Source organism: Pseudomonas sp. 1912-s (assembly GCF_029269205.1).
GTDB lineage: Bacteria > Pseudomonadota > Gammaproteobacteria > Pseudomonadales > Pseudomonadaceae > Aquipseudomonas.
On record NZ_JARIXR010000008.1, the window covers coordinates 70,195 to 86,426 of the forward strand.

Annotated in this window: 16 protein-coding genes; 5 read left to right on the top strand and 11 right to left on the bottom strand. The window is 60.9% G+C overall.

What is annotated here, in order from left to right:
* The first annotated feature begins 81 nt into the window (after positions 1-81).
* A complete protein-coding gene (locus tag P3C29_RS12430) occupies positions 82-1,395 on the top strand; it encodes a sorbosone dehydrogenase family protein (RefSeq protein WP_275964625.1) in 1,314 nt (437 codons plus the stop codon).
* Between the two features lie 50 nt (positions 1,396-1,445).
* Here P3C29_RS12430 and P3C29_RS12435 read toward each other — a convergent pair whose 3' ends face one another.
* The 5 genes from P3C29_RS12435 to P3C29_RS12455 all read right to left on the bottom strand — a co-directional run bounded on the left by P3C29_RS12435 (position 1,446) and on the right by P3C29_RS12455 (position 6,080).
* Positions 1,446-1,988: a C40 family peptidase gene (locus tag P3C29_RS12435; protein WP_003210749.1), complete on the bottom strand. Its 543-nt coding sequence runs from the start codon at positions 1,986-1,988 to the stop codon at positions 1,446-1,448.
* Positions 1,989-2,132: 144 nt separating this feature from the next.
* Positions 2,133-2,777, bottom strand: a complete 645-nt coding sequence (locus P3C29_RS12440) for an NlpC/P60 family protein (protein WP_275964626.1) — start codon at positions 2,775-2,777, stop codon at positions 2,133-2,135.
* Between the two features lie 213 nt (positions 2,778-2,990).
* The gene (hda, locus tag P3C29_RS12445) at positions 2,991-3,695 is read right to left on the bottom strand and encodes a DnaA regulatory inactivator Hda (protein ID WP_010176467.1); all 705 of its coding nucleotides are present in this window, start codon (positions 3,693-3,695) and stop codon (positions 2,991-2,993) included.
* Between the two features lie 217 nt (positions 3,696-3,912).
* Positions 3,913-4,986 carry an AI-2E family transporter gene (locus P3C29_RS12450; protein WP_010176468.1) on the bottom strand — a complete coding sequence of 358 codons (1,074 nt, stop codon included), beginning with the start codon at positions 4,984-4,986 and terminating at the stop codon, positions 3,913-3,915.
* A gap of 53 nt (positions 4,987-5,039) precedes the next feature.
* On the bottom strand, positions 5,040-6,080 hold the full coding sequence (locus P3C29_RS12455) for a DUF2066 domain-containing protein (protein WP_010176469.1): 1,041 nt from the start codon (positions 6,078-6,080) through the stop codon (positions 5,040-5,042).
* Between the two features lie 360 nt (positions 6,081-6,440).
* Between P3C29_RS12455 and purM the strand changes: the two genes are divergently transcribed.
* From purM to P3C29_RS12475, 4 genes are all read left to right on the top strand, one after another.
* Positions 6,441-7,499 (top strand): phosphoribosylformylglycinamidine cyclo-ligase, encoded by a 1,059-nt coding sequence (purM, locus tag P3C29_RS12460; RefSeq protein ID WP_063032448.1) that lies wholly within the window; start codon positions 6,441-6,443, stop codon positions 7,497-7,499.
* The gene (gene purN / locus P3C29_RS12465; RefSeq protein WP_275964627.1) at positions 7,499-8,149 is read left to right on the top strand and encodes a phosphoribosylglycinamide formyltransferase; all 651 of its coding nucleotides are present in this window, start codon (positions 7,499-7,501) and stop codon (positions 8,147-8,149) included. Before purM ends, purN begins: the two co-directional genes overlap by 1 nt.
* A gap of 8 nt (positions 8,150-8,157) precedes the next feature.
* The gene (locus P3C29_RS12470) at positions 8,158-8,871 is read left to right on the top strand and encodes a DUF3108 domain-containing protein (RefSeq protein WP_010176472.1); all 714 of its coding nucleotides are present in this window, start codon (positions 8,158-8,160) and stop codon (positions 8,869-8,871) included.
* Between the two features lie 253 nt (positions 8,872-9,124).
* On the top strand, positions 9,125-9,313 hold the full coding sequence (locus tag P3C29_RS12475) for a hypothetical protein (RefSeq protein WP_003210741.1): 189 nt from the start codon (positions 9,125-9,127) through the stop codon (positions 9,311-9,313).
* A gap of 170 nt (positions 9,314-9,483) precedes the next feature.
* Here the strand turns inward: P3C29_RS12475 and P3C29_RS12480 are convergent, their stop codons facing one another.
* The 6 genes from P3C29_RS12480 to P3C29_RS12505 form a co-directional block, all read right to left on the bottom strand.
* The gene (locus P3C29_RS12480) at positions 9,484-10,029 is read right to left on the bottom strand and encodes a DUF2058 domain-containing protein (RefSeq protein WP_010176473.1); all 546 of its coding nucleotides are present in this window, start codon (positions 10,027-10,029) and stop codon (positions 9,484-9,486) included.
* 25 nt (positions 10,030-10,054) lie between these two features.
* A complete protein-coding gene (gene mazG, locus P3C29_RS12485) occupies positions 10,055-10,888 on the bottom strand; it encodes a nucleoside triphosphate pyrophosphohydrolase (RefSeq protein ID WP_201122124.1) in 834 nt (277 codons plus the stop codon).
* Positions 10,889-10,896: 8 nt separating this feature from the next.
* Positions 10,897-13,140 carry a GTP diphosphokinase gene (gene relA / locus P3C29_RS12490; protein ID WP_010176475.1) on the bottom strand — a complete coding sequence of 748 codons (2,244 nt, stop codon included), beginning with the start codon at positions 13,138-13,140 and terminating at the stop codon, positions 10,897-10,899.
* A 136-nt stretch (positions 13,141-13,276) separates the two neighbouring features.
* Entirely contained in the window at positions 13,277-14,629 is a 1,353-nt protein-coding gene (gene rlmD / locus P3C29_RS12495) for a 23S rRNA (uracil(1939)-C(5))-methyltransferase RlmD (protein WP_275964628.1), read from the bottom strand.
* Positions 14,629-15,531, bottom strand: coding sequence for a cysteine synthase CysM (gene cysM, locus P3C29_RS12500; protein ID WP_029616143.1), 903 nt, complete (start codon positions 15,529-15,531; stop codon positions 14,629-14,631). Before cysM ends, rlmD begins: the two co-directional genes overlap by 1 nt.
* Positions 15,532-15,631: 100 nt before the next feature.
* Positions 15,632-16,228: a DTW domain-containing protein gene (locus tag P3C29_RS12505; RefSeq protein WP_010176478.1), complete on the bottom strand. Its 597-nt coding sequence runs from the start codon at positions 16,226-16,228 to the stop codon at positions 15,632-15,634.
* Positions 16,229-16,232: the final 4 nt, after the last annotated feature.

The window sequence follows — 16,232 nt, forward strand, 5'->3', positions numbered from 1 at the left end:
AGCGTCAATTAAAGCCGGACACGCGCGTGAACCATCGGGCCGGCGTGCACCTCTACCACTACAGGTATTAAGGAGAAAACCATGCACAAGACCCGACTTGCCCTACTGATCATGGTCGCCGGCACCCTCGCCGCCTGTGGTGAAAGCTCTACCCTGCAAGTGTCCGACGGCACCGGATCGTCGCCCAAGCTGCCGGAACCGAATAAAACCCTGATTCCCACGGTGAACATCGCGCCGGCGATCGGCTGGCCCGATGGCACCAAGCCGACCCCGGCGGCGGGCACCCAGGTGGCAGCGTTTGCCGAAGGCCTGGATCATCCGCGCTGGCTGTATGTGCTGCCCAATGGCGACGTGCTGGTGGCTGAAACCAATGCGCCACCCAAGCCGGATGATTCCAAGGGCATTCGTGGCTGGGTGATGGAGAAAGTCATGGGCCGCGCCGGCGCCGCCGTCCCCAGCCCGAACCGCATCACCCTGCTGCGGGACGCCGACCACGATGGCGTGGCCGAAACCCGCACGGTGTTCCTGGAGAACCTGAACTCGCCGTTCGGCATGACCCTGGTGGGCAACGACCTGTATGTCGCCGACTCGGACAAATTGCTGCGCTTCCCTTACCAGCCAGGCGAAACCTCGATCAAGGCAGCCGGCACCCCGGTGGTCGACTTGCCGGGTGGCAGCATTAACCACCACTGGACCAAGAACGTGGTCGCCAGCAAGGACGGCAGCAAGCTGTACTTGAGCGTGGGCTCCAACAGCAACGTCGGCGAAAACGGCCTGGAAGCGGAACAGGGGCGCGCCGCGATCTGGGAAGTGGACCGGGCCACCGGCCAGCACCGCATCTTCGCCTCAGGCCTGCGCAACCCCAACGGCATGGCCTGGGAACCACAAAGCGGCAAGCTGTGGACGGCCGTCAACGAGCGCGATGAAATTGGCAGCGACCTGGTGCCGGACTACATCACCTCGGTCAAGGACGGGGCTTTTTACGGGTGGCCGTTCAGTTACTACGGGCAGCACGTGGATGTGCGGGTGACACCACAGAACCCGGACCTGGTGGCCAAGGCGATCGCACCGGACTACGCGGTAGGCCCGCACACGGCGTCCCTGGGGCTGACCTTTGCCGACGGCAACACGTTACCGGCGCAGTTCAGCAATGGCGCATTTATCGGCCAGCATGGTTCGTGGAACCGCAAGCCCCACAGTGGCTACAAGGTGATCTTCGTGCCGTTTGAGGCAGGCAAGCCCAAAGGCCAGCCGGTGGATGTGCTGACCGGGTTCCTCAACAGCGATGAGAAAGCCATGGGCCGTCCAGTCGGTGTGGTGATCGACAAACAAGGGGATTTGCTGGTGGCGGATGATGTGGGGAACAAGGTATGGCGGGTGTCGGCGGCTAAATAGCCCGCCCTGAAAAGCACTGTGGGAGCCTAGGCTCCCACAGTTGTTTTTGCTTATGGATTACGCGCGAGGTGCTCGGCCGGCAACACGCGCTTGGCACTCAGGTAGGCATTCTGCCAATAGGCCTTGGAGAGCGTGTCCAGCTTCACCGTACCGCCGGTTTGCGGCGCATGCACAAAGCGCCCTTCCCCCACGTAGATCCCGGCATGGCTGACCTGCGAACCGCCACCGGTGGCGAAGAAGATCAGGTCACCGGTTTGCAGGTTGTTTTCGCTCACGTCCTGGGCACGCATCACGATCAGCTCGCGGGTGGTGCGTGGCAGGGAGATGCCGGCCGCATCGCGGTAGACGAAACCGATCAGGCCACTGCAGTCAAACCCAGAGTCAGGCGTGTTGCCGCCCCAGCGATAAGGCGTGCCCACCAGGCCCAGCGCACGAAAGAGCACGTCTTCGGCTGCCGGCGAGAAACTTTGGGTGGCGTAGGTGTTGAACACCGGCTTGGGCTTGACGGCCACGGGAGCAGGCGGAGGACGACTTGCGCAGGCGCTGAGCAGCGCGGCGCAAACGAGAAGAATTAGGCGGGCCGAGGTCGACATGGGCAGAACAATCCTGATCTGGATGCGGCTTTCGCTGCCGAACGTTGAAAAACAGAACGCGCAAGCAAAGCTCGCGCGATCGATTTACAACAATGTCCAGGGATTCTAGCGCTTACACGTCAAACTTCAAGTATCACTTTAACTTTACTTGCTGGCGGTAACGGTAGTCGGGGCCATCGCGAGGGCGCGCTTGGCTTCGATGAAGGTTTTGCTCCAGTAGCTGTCACCCAGGTTGTCGACTCGCACACCACCGCTGCGGCGGCTGCTGGAGTGGATAAACTGGTTGTCGCCCAAGTAGATACCGGCGTGACTGACACGACCACGGCCAGCCGTACTGAAGAAAAGCAGATCGCCGGGCTTGAGGTTGTTTCGTGCGACCAACGGTGCATCCACGTTGATCATTTCGCGGGTGGAGCGCGGCAGGTTCATGCCGGCTTCCTCGCGGAACAGGTAGCCGATGAAACCGCTGCAGTCGAAACCGGCTTCAGAGGTACCGCCGAAACGGTAACGGGTACCGATCAGGGACATGCCGCGTTCGAGAATGCTGTCGGCCAGAACGGGAAGCTGGTAAGGCTTGGCGCCGGCGAAGTCGGCGAATTCTTTTTCAGTAGCCTGCTCTTCTTTATAGAAAGCTTCCTGGTAAACCGTGGAAGACTGAGCTGCTACGAACTTTGCCTGGGACTGCTGTGCTGGTTTTTGCTGCTCAGCCACGTTTTGAGTGTGGGTGGCGCAACCAAACAACAGGGTAACGAGTGCGAGAGGCACGAGGGGTGCGAAGCGATTTAGCATGGGCACGACCGTGGCTGATGTGTAAAGAAGACGAGACTATGCCCTCTATCACATCGATTTGCAAATTCAATCGTGATCTATGTGACTTCTTGTTTGGACTATGACATCTAAGCCCTTAACACCCTATGGAACCCATTTGCGTGGCCAAAACGGCCCAAACGCAGCTTTTCTGGCGCCTGGAATTTGCCGAAAGCCCCGACTTTGAAGGGTTGGCTACCAGCCGAGGGTTTCTTTAAGGAAGGGAATGGTGAGCTTGCGCTGAGCCTGTAATGAGGCTTGGTCGAGCTGTTCAAGCAAGTCGAACAGCGCGCTCATGCTGCGGGTGCCACGGGTGAGGATAAAATGCCCGACTTCGTCGGTCAGGTGCAACCCGCGACGGGAAGCACGCAGTTGCAGGGCACGCAATTTGTCTTCGTCGGACAACGGACGCATCTGGAAGATCAGCGCCAGGGTCAGCCGTGACTTCAAGTCCGCCAGCTTCACCGGCAACTCACGGGGCGAGGTCGATGCGGCAATCAACAGGCGTCGGCCGCTGTCACGCAAACGGTTGAACAGATGGAACAGCGCCTCTTCCCAATCCGCCCGCCCCGCGACCGCCTGCAAATCGTCCAGGCAGACCAGTTCGTATTGTTCAAGGTTGTCGAGGATCTCGATACCGCGGTCCAGCAGCTCCGCCAACGGCAGGTACACCGCCGGTTCACCCATCTGCTCGAAGCGCAGGCAAGCGGCCTGCAACAAGTGGGTACGCCCCACGCCGTCCTTGCCCCAGAGGTAGATCAGGCTTTCGGTCCACCCGGCGTCGGCTTCGCAGAGCCGCTCGACATAGCCGAGTGCAGCGGCATTGGCGCCTGGGTAGTAATTGATAAAGGTGGCGTCGTCACGCAGACGCACACCTAGGGGCAGCTGAATCGGTTTCATGCTGACTGAACGGTTCCAATCGAACCGTTAGTGGCCTCTGTGTAAAGTTTGCAAAGTTTATACCCGTGACGCCGGGCGCACAATGCAGCAGACCACAAGCAAAATCAAAGGTTTGCGTTAACTTGTTGGATTTGGTGAAGATTGTTTGACGCACTGGCGAAACGCCAGAGCCGATAAACGACAAACCCGGCCTTGAGCCGGGTTTGTGATGCTGCGGTTATAACTCCGGTTCGTCTGTTCCGGCGTACATGTCCGAGTCCTTGTACAAGTCGTGCACATGGCGCACCAGCACCATGATCACCGCCGCCACCGGCAGCGCCAGCAGAATGCCGGTAAAGCCGAACAACTCGCCGCCCGCCAGGATCGCAAAGATCACTGCCACCGGGTGCAGGCCGATCCGGTCGCCCACCAGCAACGGCGTCAGCACCATGCCTTCCAGGGCCTGACCCACCATGAACACCGCGACAATCCCGAGCATCGGGTACAGGTCGCCGTGAAACTGGAACAGCCCGGCCACCAGCGCCGCACCAATCCCGATCACAAAGCCCATGTACGGCACGATGGCCGCCAAGCCGGCGATCAGGCCGATCAACAGGCCCAATTCCAGGCCGATAGCCATCAGGCCCGCCGCATAGATGACCCCCAACGCCAGCATCACCAACAACTGGCCACGGACAAAGGCGCCGAGCACCTCATGACATTCCTCGGCCAGGGAGACCACGCGCTCTTCGCGGTCGCGCGGCAGCAGGCTGCGGATCTTGGCCATCATGATGTCCCAGTCCCGCAGCAGGTAGAACGCTACCACCGGGATCAGCACCAGGTTGGTCAGCCAGCCGATCAGCGCCAGGCTCGACGCCGTCGCCTGGCTCAGCACCACGCCGACGATGTCGGTGGTCTGGCCCATGTGCTCGCTGATGGCCGCCTTGACCTTGTCGAACTTCCAGAAGCCGTCTGCCAGCCCCAGCTTGGCCTGCGCCCACGGCATGGCCGTGTGTTGCAGCCAGTCGAGCATCTGCGGCGCCAGCTCATAGAGCTTGAACAATTGCTTGGCCAGCATCGGCACCAGCACCAGCACCAACGCCGTGATGATCAACGTAAACAAGGCAAACACCGCCACCACGCCCCAGGTACGCGAGAGGCCGATCTTTTCCAGACGATCCACCACAGGATCGAACAGGTAGGCCAACAGCAACGCGACCAGGAACGGTGTCAGGATCGAATGCAGCAGGAACACAAAAACGCACAGCAGGACAATCCCGCCAAGCCACACCCAACGACGCGTATCCGCCATATACCACTCCGTCTGTTATTTGCTTCCTGCTTCTATATAAGGAGGAAGAACGCTTACCAATGAAAACGTAACTGCGGCGTCGGCTCGACCGGCGCCGGTTGTGCACCTTCCACCACCGGCTGCGGAGCCGGAGCTTCGCCTGCCGGGACTTCCTGCAACTTGGCCAGGCTCAACTGGCTGCGCAACTGCTCCGCACTGCCGTTCACCCGATACACGATGCGAGTGCCGTCCACACGCACCGGCTGGGCACCAAACGGCTCCAGCAGATGACCGAGGGCCGCGTAATGCTCCAGGTTCATGCCCTGCACTTCCAGCAACTGATCGCTGGTGGCAGCGCCGGCCTTGACCGCAAAACGTGGCGCCAGGCGTTCGCTGACGGCCAGCAGCACGGCATCGGCCAACGCGGCGGTGTCAGCGCCGGTGGCAGTGCCCTGCTCGCTTTTATCGCCGAGCCACAGGCGCCATTTGGCCGACCATTGGCCGCCGTCTTCACGGGCATGCACCGCCAGCAAGGCGTCGGCCCCGTAACGTTCGGAGGCGGCCCGCAATGGCGTGGCGTCAGGGCTTTCAAGATTTGGCGCGGTGGCGACGATTTGCTCGTCCAGGTCACCCAACGGCAGGCGCAACGGCAAACCACGGTGCTGGGCCGCACGGCGCAGTGGCTGGGCGACGGTCTGGCCATCGCCGACCAAACTGCTGCCTTCAACGGAATCGTTCAACCACCAACCGAGGATCGACGGCCGATTGCTGCCCCACAGCGCCAGGCCCGCGCCACGCAAGGCGCGATCGGTGCTGACCGGGTCGAAATCCACTTGCAGGCTTTCCGGAGGGCCGGCGTCGTAGCCGTATTGGCTGATGATCTGTTGCGGGTCCTTGCGAATCGCTGCCAGGGCCGGGCCATCGGCTGCCTTCGCGTCGCCGGTCAGGCGGATCACCAGGGTTTGCACGGCGCGCTGGGTAGCCTGGTCACGCTCCTGAGGAGACTGACTGCTGACCGGCTCAAGTACTTGATAGAGGCCATTGAGGGTTTCGGCATGACTCGCCAGGCTGACCAACGACAAACAGCCCACAAAAAAATATTTACTCAGACCCATGAAAGAAGATTCCCGAACGGCAAAATAAGCGGTTGGAACAGACCGCGTGAACAGTGTTGAGCAAGGCTGTGACCACAGCGACCGGCAAAACATTCACAAGGCCTCGGCAAGTTTTTGTACTGTCATAACGATAGCGAGTTAAAGGCTATACCTTAATACGGCCCGTGACCGACTCGATTAGCGATTTTTTTAACAGCTATTGCCCCTGCCCGTCGGCCCGAGGATGGCCGCTGCCCCTCAAGCCTGATAAAATCGCGCGCCTTCGCAGACCGTCAATGGCAGGCCATGCTGAAACTTCAGGTTTCGGTATACCCGCCGCATTCGGTCGTTACCCCTGAATCCCCCCTAAAGGCCTGGATCATGAGCAAGCAACCCTCCCTGAGCTACAAGGACGCCGGTGTAGACATCGACGCCGGTGAAGCATTGGTCGAACGCATCAAGAGCGTCGCCAAGCGCACTGCGCGCCCCGAAGTCATGGGCGGCCTGGGCGGTTTTGGCGCCCTCTGCGAAATCCCGGCCGGCTACAAGCAGCCTGTATTGGTCTCCGGCACCGACGGTGTGGGCACCAAGCTGCGCCTGGCACTGAACCTGAACAAGCACGACAGCATCGGCATCGACCTGGTTGCCATGTGCGTGAACGACCTGGTGGTGTGCGGCGCCGAGCCGCTGTTCTTCCTTGACTACTACGCCACCGGCAAGCTCAACGTCGAGACCGCGACCCAAGTGGTTACCGGCATCGGCGCGGGCTGCGAACTGTCCGGCTGCTCTCTGGTCGGCGGCGAAACCGCTGAAATGCCAGGCATGTACGAAGGCGAAGACTACGACCTGGCCGGCTTCTGCGTCGGCGTTGTAGAAAAATCCGAAATCATCGACGGCTCCAAAGTCGCAGCCGGTGACGCCCTGCTGGCTCTGCCATCCTCCGGCCCGCACTCCAACGGCTACTCGCTGATCCGCAAGATCATCGAAGTGTCCGGTGCCGACATCGAAACCATCCAGCTCGACGGCAAGCCTCTGACCGACCTGCTGATGGCCCCGACCCGCATCTACGTGAAGCCGTTGCTCAAGCTGATCAAGGACACCGGCGCCGTCAAGGCCATGGCCCACATCACCGGTGGCGGCCTGCTGGACAACATCCCGCGCGTGCTGCCTAAAGGCGCCCAGGCGATTGTCGACGTGGCCAGCTGGCAGCGCCCGGCAGTCTTCGACTGGCTGCAAGAGAAAGGCAACGTCAACGAAACCGAAATGCACCGCGTGCTGAACTGCGGCGTGGGCATGGTGATCTGCGTGGCTCAAGAGCACGTTGAAACCGCACTGAACGTACTGCGTGAAGCCGGCGAGCAGCCTTGGGTCATCGGCCAGATCGCCACCGCCCCTGAAGGCGCTGCCCAGGTTGAACTGAAGAACCTCAAGGCTCATTGATGTCCCAGACCTGTGATGTCGTGGTGCTGCTCTCCGGCACCGGCAGTAACTTGCAGGCCCTGATCGACAGCACGCGCACCGGCGACAGCCCGGTGCGCATCGCTGCGGTGATCTCCAACCGCAGCGACGCCTACGGCCTGCAACGCGCCAGGGACGCAGGTATCGACACCCGCTCCCTGGATCACAAGGCTTTCGAAGGCCGCGAGGCCTTCGACCGCGCCTTGATCGAACTGATCGACGCCTTCAATCCCAAACTCGTGGTACTGGCCGGCTTCATGCGCATTCTCAGCGCTGACTTCGTACGCCACTACAACGGGCGCCTGCTGAATATCCACCCGTCCCTGCTGCCAAAATACAAAGGGTTACACACTCACCAGCGCGCCCTTGAGGCTGGCGACACCGAGCACGGCTGCAGCGTGCACTTTGTTACCGAGGAACTCGATGGCGGGCCTCTGGTCGTACAGGCAGTAGTTCCGGTAGAGTCTGCGGACTCTGCGCAGACGCTTGCGCAACGGGTTCACACCCAGGAACACAGGATTTACCCGCTGGCTGTTCGCTGGTTCGCTGAGGGGCGGTTGATTCTTGGCGACCACGGTGCATTATTGAACGGTCAGTTACTTGCGGCCAGCGGCCACTTGATTCGAACCTAGGAGACTTTATGCGTCGCGCCCTGCTCTTCGCTTTTGCGCTGTTCGCCTTGCCTGCCGTGCAAGCGGCAGACCTTCACCCTTTCTCCGCCAGCTACACCGCCGACTGGAAACAGTTGCCCATGAGTGGTTCGGCAGAACGCAGCCTGACCAAGAATGACAACGGCACCTGGACCTTGAATTTCAAGGCCTCCATGATGATCGCCAGCCTGACTGAAACCAGTGTGATCCGCTTCGACAAAGATGCCCTGCAGCCGGTGAGCTACACCTTCGAACGCGGCGGCCTGGGCAAGACGAAGAAGATCAACCTCGACTTCGATCAAACGGCCAAGAAAGTCACCGGCTTTGAAAACAAGGACGCGGTCAACGTTGCCCTTCAAAGCGGCATGCTCGACAAGTCGACCTACCAGTTGGCACTGCAGCGCGATGTTGCAGCCGGCAAGAAAAGCATGAGCTACAACGTCGTCGAAGGTACTGATGTCGATACCTACGACTTCCGCGTGATCGGCCCGGAAAAGGTCCAGACCAAAGCCGGCTCGATCGATGCGATCAAGGTCGAACGCGTACGTGACCCGACTCAAAGCAAGCGCATTACCCAAATGTGGTTTGCCAAGGACTGGGGCGGCATCCTGGTTGCCCTGCGCCAGGTCGAGACCGACGGCAAGGAATACAACATCATGCTGCAAGACGGCACCGTTGACGGCAAGGCTGTCAAAGGCAGCTGATCTGCCATGCAGTGAAAGAGCCTCGCGTATGCGGGGCTTTTTTTCGCCTGTCGCCTGACGCCAACATGAAACTTTTGTCATATAACTCAGCGCCCTGCGACGCAATGTCGCGGTTTCCGTGGGCTCGCGGGATTACGCCAGTTTCTGTAAAGGTGTGTTGCAATTCCTGGTTATTTACTTAGCAAGCTAACAAATCATATAACAAAGGCCTGCGACGCCTTGCCGCAGATCAACCAGAGATTGGAGCAAGCAGATGACTGTAAAAGTAACTGAACGCGACGATGAACATATGTCCCACGAAGCAGTAGCCCACGGGATTCACATCTGGGATGTACACCAGCAAGACCTGCTGGTCGGCATGTTTCACGACGAGGCCGAAGCTCATAATTATAAAAACGAGCTCGAGACCCTTGAGATGAAACGCCAGGCGCAAAGCTCCTGAAACTCTGAAATCCGATAGACACCCAGCCCCACGCAGCTGGAGTGTCTATAAACACAAACCCCGCCTTTTGAGCGGGGTTTGTGTTTATAGGGAGTGGGGTTTGGGATTTTGGGGGCGCTTCGCGCCCCAGCGGGAGCAAGCTCCCTCGCCACAGTGTTGTTTCTAAAGCCTTACCACATCAGGTCATCAGGGATCTGGTAGGCGGCGTACGGATCATCCTCGTCCGGCACCTGGCTTTCGGTCAGCACGTTCATCTGCACGATACGCTCCGGCGCCCGCTCCTGGATCTTCAGAGCGGCTTCGCGCGGGATCACCTCGTAACCGCCACCGTGATGGACGATCGCCAGGGAGCCGTTGCTCAGCTTGTTACGCATCAGCGTGTTGACCGACAGGCGCTTGACCTTCTTGTCATCCACGAAGTTGTAGTAGTCCTCGGTGGTCAGCTTGGGCAGGCGCGAGGTTTCGATCAGTTGCTTGACCTGGGCAACACGGGCCTTGGCCTCGGCTTTTTCCTGCTGCTGGCGGTTCAATTCCTGGTCACGCTTGACCTTCTCGGCGTGGGCTTCAATGGCCAGGCGCGCCTGGCTGTCGTCGGCCTCGGCCTGGCCTTTATGCACCAGACGCTGCTGTTTCTGTTTCTCTTTGCCGACCTGCTTGGCCTGCTTTTGGTTGACCAGGCCTGCTTTGAGCAACTGGTCGCGAAGGGAAATGCTCATGGTGCTTACTCACTTGGGCAACGGCTCAGCCGCAGCTGGACAGGTTCTTTTCCTGGCGTTTGGCTTCGCCCCACAGGGCGTCCAACTCTTCGAGGGTGCAATCTTCTATGGGACGGTGGGTCTCGCGCAATGCCTGTTCGATAAATCGGAAACGTCGTTCGAATTTTGCGTTGGCTAAACGCAAGGCGGCTTCCGGGTCGACTTCCAGATGACGGGCCAGGTTGACCGCCGCAAACAGCAGGTCACCCACCTCATCGGCGATGGCGGCCGGGTCGTTGTCAGCCATGGCTTCGAGCACTTCATCCAGCTCTTCGCGCACGTTGTCCACCACCGGCAACGCATCGGGCCAGTCGAAACCCACCTGCCCGGCGCGCTTTTGCAACTTCGCAGCACGGGAAAGCGCCGGCAAGGCCGTGGGCACGTCATCCAGCAGGGATAATTGCTGTGGCGCGTCGGACTTTTCCGCACGCTCCTCGGCTTTGATCTCTTCCCAGCGCAGCTTGACCTGCTCCTCGCTCAATGGCGGGATATCCAGCGGCGCATACAAGTCGCCGGTAGGAAAAACGTGGGGATGACGACGAATCAGCTTGCGGGTGATGCTGTCGATCACCCCGGCAAATTCGAAACGCCCTTCTTCCCGCGCCAGCTGGCTGTAATACACCACCTGGAACAACAGGTCGCCCAACTCACCCTGCAGGTGATCGAAATCCCCGCGCTCGATGGCGTCGGCGACTTCGTAGGCTTCTTCCAGGGTGTGGGGAACGATGGTGGCGTAGGTTTGCTTGATGTCCCACGGGCACCCGTATTGCGGGTCCCGCAGGCGGTTCATCAAATACAGCAGATCTTCAAGCGAATACATCGGGCTACTCATGGTGTCCGGTTGCGCCGGGTCTCAATGATGTTCGGCAACTGGGAAATACGCCCCAGCAACCGACCCAACGCGTCCAGCCCCGGAATCTCGATGGTCAGGGACATCAACGCCGTGTTGTCCTCTTTATTCGAGCGGGTGTTGACCGCCAGTACGTTGATCCGCTCGTTGAGCAGCACTTGCGATACGTCACGCAACAGCCCCGAACGGTCGTAGGCACGGATGACGATGTCCACCGGGTAGGTCAACACCGGCACCGGGCCCCAGCTGACCTGGATGATCCGCTCCGGCTCGCGCCCGCCCAGCTGCAACACCGAGGCACAGTCCTGGCGGTGAATGCTCACCCCGCGGCCCTGGGTGATGTAGCCGACGATGGCGTCGCCCGGCAATGGCTGGCAGCAGCCGGCCATTTGCGTCATCAGGTTGCCGACGCCCTGGATCTGGATATCGCCACGCTTGCCCGGCTTGTAGCCCGTGGCCTTGCGCGGGATCAGTTCCAGCTGCTCGCTGCCGCGCTCCGGCTCAACCAGTTGCTGGGCCAGATTAACCAACTGCGCCAGGCGCAGATCGCCGGCACCGAGGGCGGCAAACATGTCTTCGGCGATCTTCATGTTGGCCTTTTCGGCCAGCTTGTCGAAGTCCACCTGCGGCAGGCCAAGGCGCGCCAATTCGCGTTCGAGCAAGGTCTTGCCGGCGGCGACGTTCTGGTCGCGCGCCTGCAACTTGAACCAGTGGACGATCTTCGCCCGGGCCCGGGACGTGGTGATGTAGCCCAGGTTCGGGTTCAACCAGTCGCGGCTCGGCGTACCGTGCTTGCTGGTGATGATCTCGACCTGCTCACCGGTCTGCAGGCTGTAGTTGAGCGGTACGATGCGCCCGTTGATCTTCGCGCCACGGCAGTTGTGGCCGATCTCGGTGTGCACGCGGTAGGCAAAATCCAGCGGCGTGGCGCCCTTGGGCAAGTCGATCGCGTGGCCGTCAGGGGTGAAGATGTAGACCCGGTCGGGTTCGATATCCACCCGCAACTGATCGGCCAAACCGCCGATATCGCCCAGCTCTTCGTGCCATTCCAGCACCTGGCGCAACCAGGAGATTTTCTCCTCGTACTGGTTGGACCCGGCCTTGACGTCGGTGCCCTTGTAGCGCCAGTGGGCGCATACGCCCAGCTCCGCTTCCTCGTGCATCGCGTGGGTGCGGATCTGTACTTCCAGCACCTTGCCCTCGGGGCCGATCACCGCCGTGTGCAACGAGCGGTAACCGTTTTCCTTGGGGTTGGCGATGTAGTCGTCGAATTCCTTGGGGATGTGCCGCCACAGCGTGTGGACAATACCCAGCGCGGTGTAGCAGTCGCGCATTTCCGGCACCAGCACGCGCACGGCGCGCACGTCGTAGATCTGGCTGAAGGCCAGGCCCTTGCGCTGCATTTTGCGCCAGATGGAATAGATGTGCTTGGCCCGGCCACTGATGTCGGCTTCGACCCCGGTGGCCTGCAATTCCGTGCGCAATTGGCTCATCACGTCAGCGATGAAGCGCTCACGGTCCAGCCGCCGCTCATGGAGCAGCGTGGCAATCTGTTTGTACTGATCGGGTTCGAGGTAACGGAAGGACAAGTCCTCCAGCTCCCACTTGATATGGCCGATGCCCAGGCGGTGGGCCAGCGGCGCGTAGATGTCGAACACCTCGCGGGCGACGCGGTTGCGCTTTTCGTCGTCGGCGGTTTTCACCGCACGAATCGCGCAGGTGCGCTCGGCCAGCTTGATCAGCGCGACGCGAACGTCGTCGACCATCGCCACCAGCATCTTGCGCAGGTTTTCCACCTGGCCCTGGGTGCCCAGCACCATGGACTGGCGCGGGCTGAGGCTGGCGCTGATGGCCGCCATGCGCAGCACGCCGTCGATCAGCTTGGCCACCACGGTGCCGAAACGCTGGCTGACGGTGGGCAGCTGAATATGCCCTTCGCGCACGCCGCGATACAGTACCGCCGCGATCAGTGAATCCTGATCGAGCTTGAGATCGGCGAGGATCTCGGCGATTTCCAACCCGGTGCGAAAGCTTGAAGTGCCTTCGGCCCACAGGTTCTTGGCCGCATTGTCTTGCTGCTCAGACTCACGAGCGAACTCGCAGGCTGCTTTCAAGGCTTCACGGTCCAGTGCCGGGTCGACACTGATGGCATGATCCAGCCATGCCTCGAGATTGATACTGCCGTCGGTGTTGATCGGCTGGTGTGCTCTCACCTGTACCATCTTGCTTACCTTCCCTACGACGCACCTTTTAGTGCGTCAAAATCATCGCTGACCTGCTTTACAAAAAAAGCTTATGCACGCTCCCTGGCAGGTCACAGGCCCAGGAGATGCAGGCCAGTCGGATTAAACGGGCATCCTAGCCCGCTTCAAATAACGCCATGGCCTCGACATGGGCCGTCTGGGGAAACATGTCGAGGATCCCGGCACGTTTTAGCCGGTAGCCTTGCTTGACCAACTCGACCGTGTCCCGCGCCAGCGTTGCCGGATTGCAGGACACATACACCAGGCGATCAGCCCCCAGAGTGGCGAGCTTGCGCACAACCTCCAGGGCACCATCGCGGGGTGGGTCCAAGAGTACCGCAGAAAAGCCCTCTTTGGCCCATTCCGCGTCGGTCAAAGGCTGGGACAAATCGGCCTGAAAAAACTGCGCATTATGCAAATTATTGCTGACGGCATTCTGTGCCGCCCGGTCCACCATGGCTTGCACACCTTCCACCGCGATCACTTCCCGTACCTGACGGGCCAGCGGCAAGGCAAAGTTGCCCAAGCCACAAAACAAATCCAGCACCCGCTCGTCGGGCTTTGGCGCCAGCCATTCCAGGGCCTGGGCAACCATCGCCTCGTTGACCCCGGCGTTGACCTGCACGAAGTCTCCCGGGCGGTACGCCAACTGCAAATCCCACTGTTCCAGACGATAGCCCAGGGCCTGGTCCGGTTCGAAGGGTTGCGGCTGGCCCTCGCCATGCAGCCACAGCTGGGCTTCATGGAAGGTACAAAATTCCTGCAGGATCGTCAGGTCCGCTTCGGACAAGGGCGCCATGTGTCGCAACAACACGGCAATCGACGAGCCGCTGAACAATTCCACATGCCCCAACGCCTGAGGCTTGCTCAGACGCCGCAACATGTTCGGCAAACGCTGCATGATCGGTTGCAAGGCCTGTACCAGCACCGGGCAATCATCGATCCCGACGATGTCCTGGCTGGCCACGGCGCGAAAACCCACCTCGAGTTTCTTCGCCTTGGCATCCCAGCGCACAGCCACGCGGGCGCGACGGCGATAGCCGAATTCCGGCCCGCTCAACGGCGCGGCCCACTCCTGGGGTTCGACACCTGCCACACGGGATAATTGCTCGGCGAGCATGCGCTGTTTCAGGGCGAGCTGTTCGTCATGGGGCAAGTGTTGCAGGCTGCAACCGCCACAGCGGCCGGCGTGCACACAGGGTGCCGGGCGGCGCAGTTCACTGGCGGTAAATACGCGCTCGGTGCGTGCCTCGACCACTTTGCCATGGGCGCCCAGCACCCGCGCTTCAACCTCTTCGCCGGCCAGGGCACCCACTACAAACCAGGTGCGGCCTTCAAAGAACACAATGCCGCGGCCGTCGTTGGCCAGGCGCTCGATGGTCAGGCGTTGCTTCTTGCCTACAGGAATCTGTGGGGCCCGGCTGCCGCCCGTGGGTTGGAAGCGCAGGCCTCTCTCGTGCTTGGCCATCAGTTGGGCGCGTCGAAAATGCCGGTCGACAAGTAACGGTCGCCACGGTCACAGATGATCGCGACGATCACTGCGTTTTCCAACTCCTGGGACAAGCGCAACATCCCGGCAACGGCGCCACCGGACGACACGCCGCAGAAGATGCCTTCTTCACGGGCCAACCGGCGGGTGGTGTCTTCGGCTTCACGCTGGGCCATGTCGATGATGCGATCGACGCGGGCCGAGTTATAAATTTTCGGCAAGTACTCTTCGGGCCAACGACGGATCCCCGGGATCGCCGCGCCTTCCATCGGTTGCAGGCCGACGATCTGGATCTCGGGGTTCTGCTCCTTGAGGTAACGCGAGTTGCCCATGATGGTGCCGGTGGTGCCCATCGAACTCACGAAGTGGGTGATGGTGCCCTGGGTCTGGCGCCAGATTTCCGGGCCGGTGGTGGTGTAGTGCGCCTCGGGGTTGTCGCCGTTGGCGAACTGGTCCAGCACCAGGCCACGGCCTTCGGCGGCCATACGCTCGGCGAGATCGCGGGCGCCTTCCATGCCTTCTTCCTGGGTGACCAGGATCAACTCGGCGCCATAGGCCGTCATCGCCGCCTTGCGCTCGGCGCTGCCGTTGTCGGGCATGATCAGAATCATCCTGTAGCCCTTGATGGCGGCGGCCATGGCCAGGGCAATCCCGGTGTTACCGGAGGTGGCTTCGATCAGGGTGTCGCCGGGCTTGATCTGCCCACGCAGCTCGGCGCGGGTGATCATCGACAGCGCCGGGCGGTCCTTGACCGAGCCGGCCGGGTTGTTCCCTTCGAGCTTGAGCAACAAGGTATTGCTGGTGTTGCCCGGCAGGCGCTGCAAGCGGACCAGCGGGGTGTTGCCGACGCAATCGGCGATGGTGGGGTACTGCAAGGTCATGGCGTATTCGCAATCCAGACTGCGGGGGCGACTATCATACCGGGAAAGACTGGCGGGCCATATCACGCAAAGTGTGGTGCTTATCGCTTAATAGAATAAGTCAGGCCGGGCCGTGGTTTCTCTGGAACACTTCGTCGCCCATCGCGGCAATTTGCCCTTCGATCAACGCCTCGAATGGTTTCAACAGCGGCTCAAATGAAGTGGGCGCTTCGAGCACCTGCAATGCCTGCACGATGGCTTCCACCGTCGACAAAGCCCCGGGCCCCGGCGCCTTGCGCAGTCGATACCGGGACACGGCACCTTCTGCCAGCGTCACCCGAGGCAACGCCGCCAACAAGGGATTGAGGTGCAGCAGCTTGCGCGCCTTGCGCCAGGTCCCGTCCGGCACTACCAGCAGCAACGGTTCGTCGGATGGCGTGTAGGCCTGCAGCGGTTGCGCATCCTCGGCGGGGAATAACAGCCGCGCCTGATAACCCGGTGGATTCAACAGCACCTGCAAATCCTCAAATACCTCTCCCACTATTAACTGCGCATTCACCAGTCCCAGCGCCGCCAAGCGCGCGGTGTTCAATGCATGATTGACCTCACTCGGATGCTGCAACAGCAACACGCGGGTGCGGCTCTCCAGGCTCGGGATCAGCGCGCACAGGCAATGGGTGGTGGGCCGCAGGCAGCGGGAACATTGGGGTCTGGACATGGGT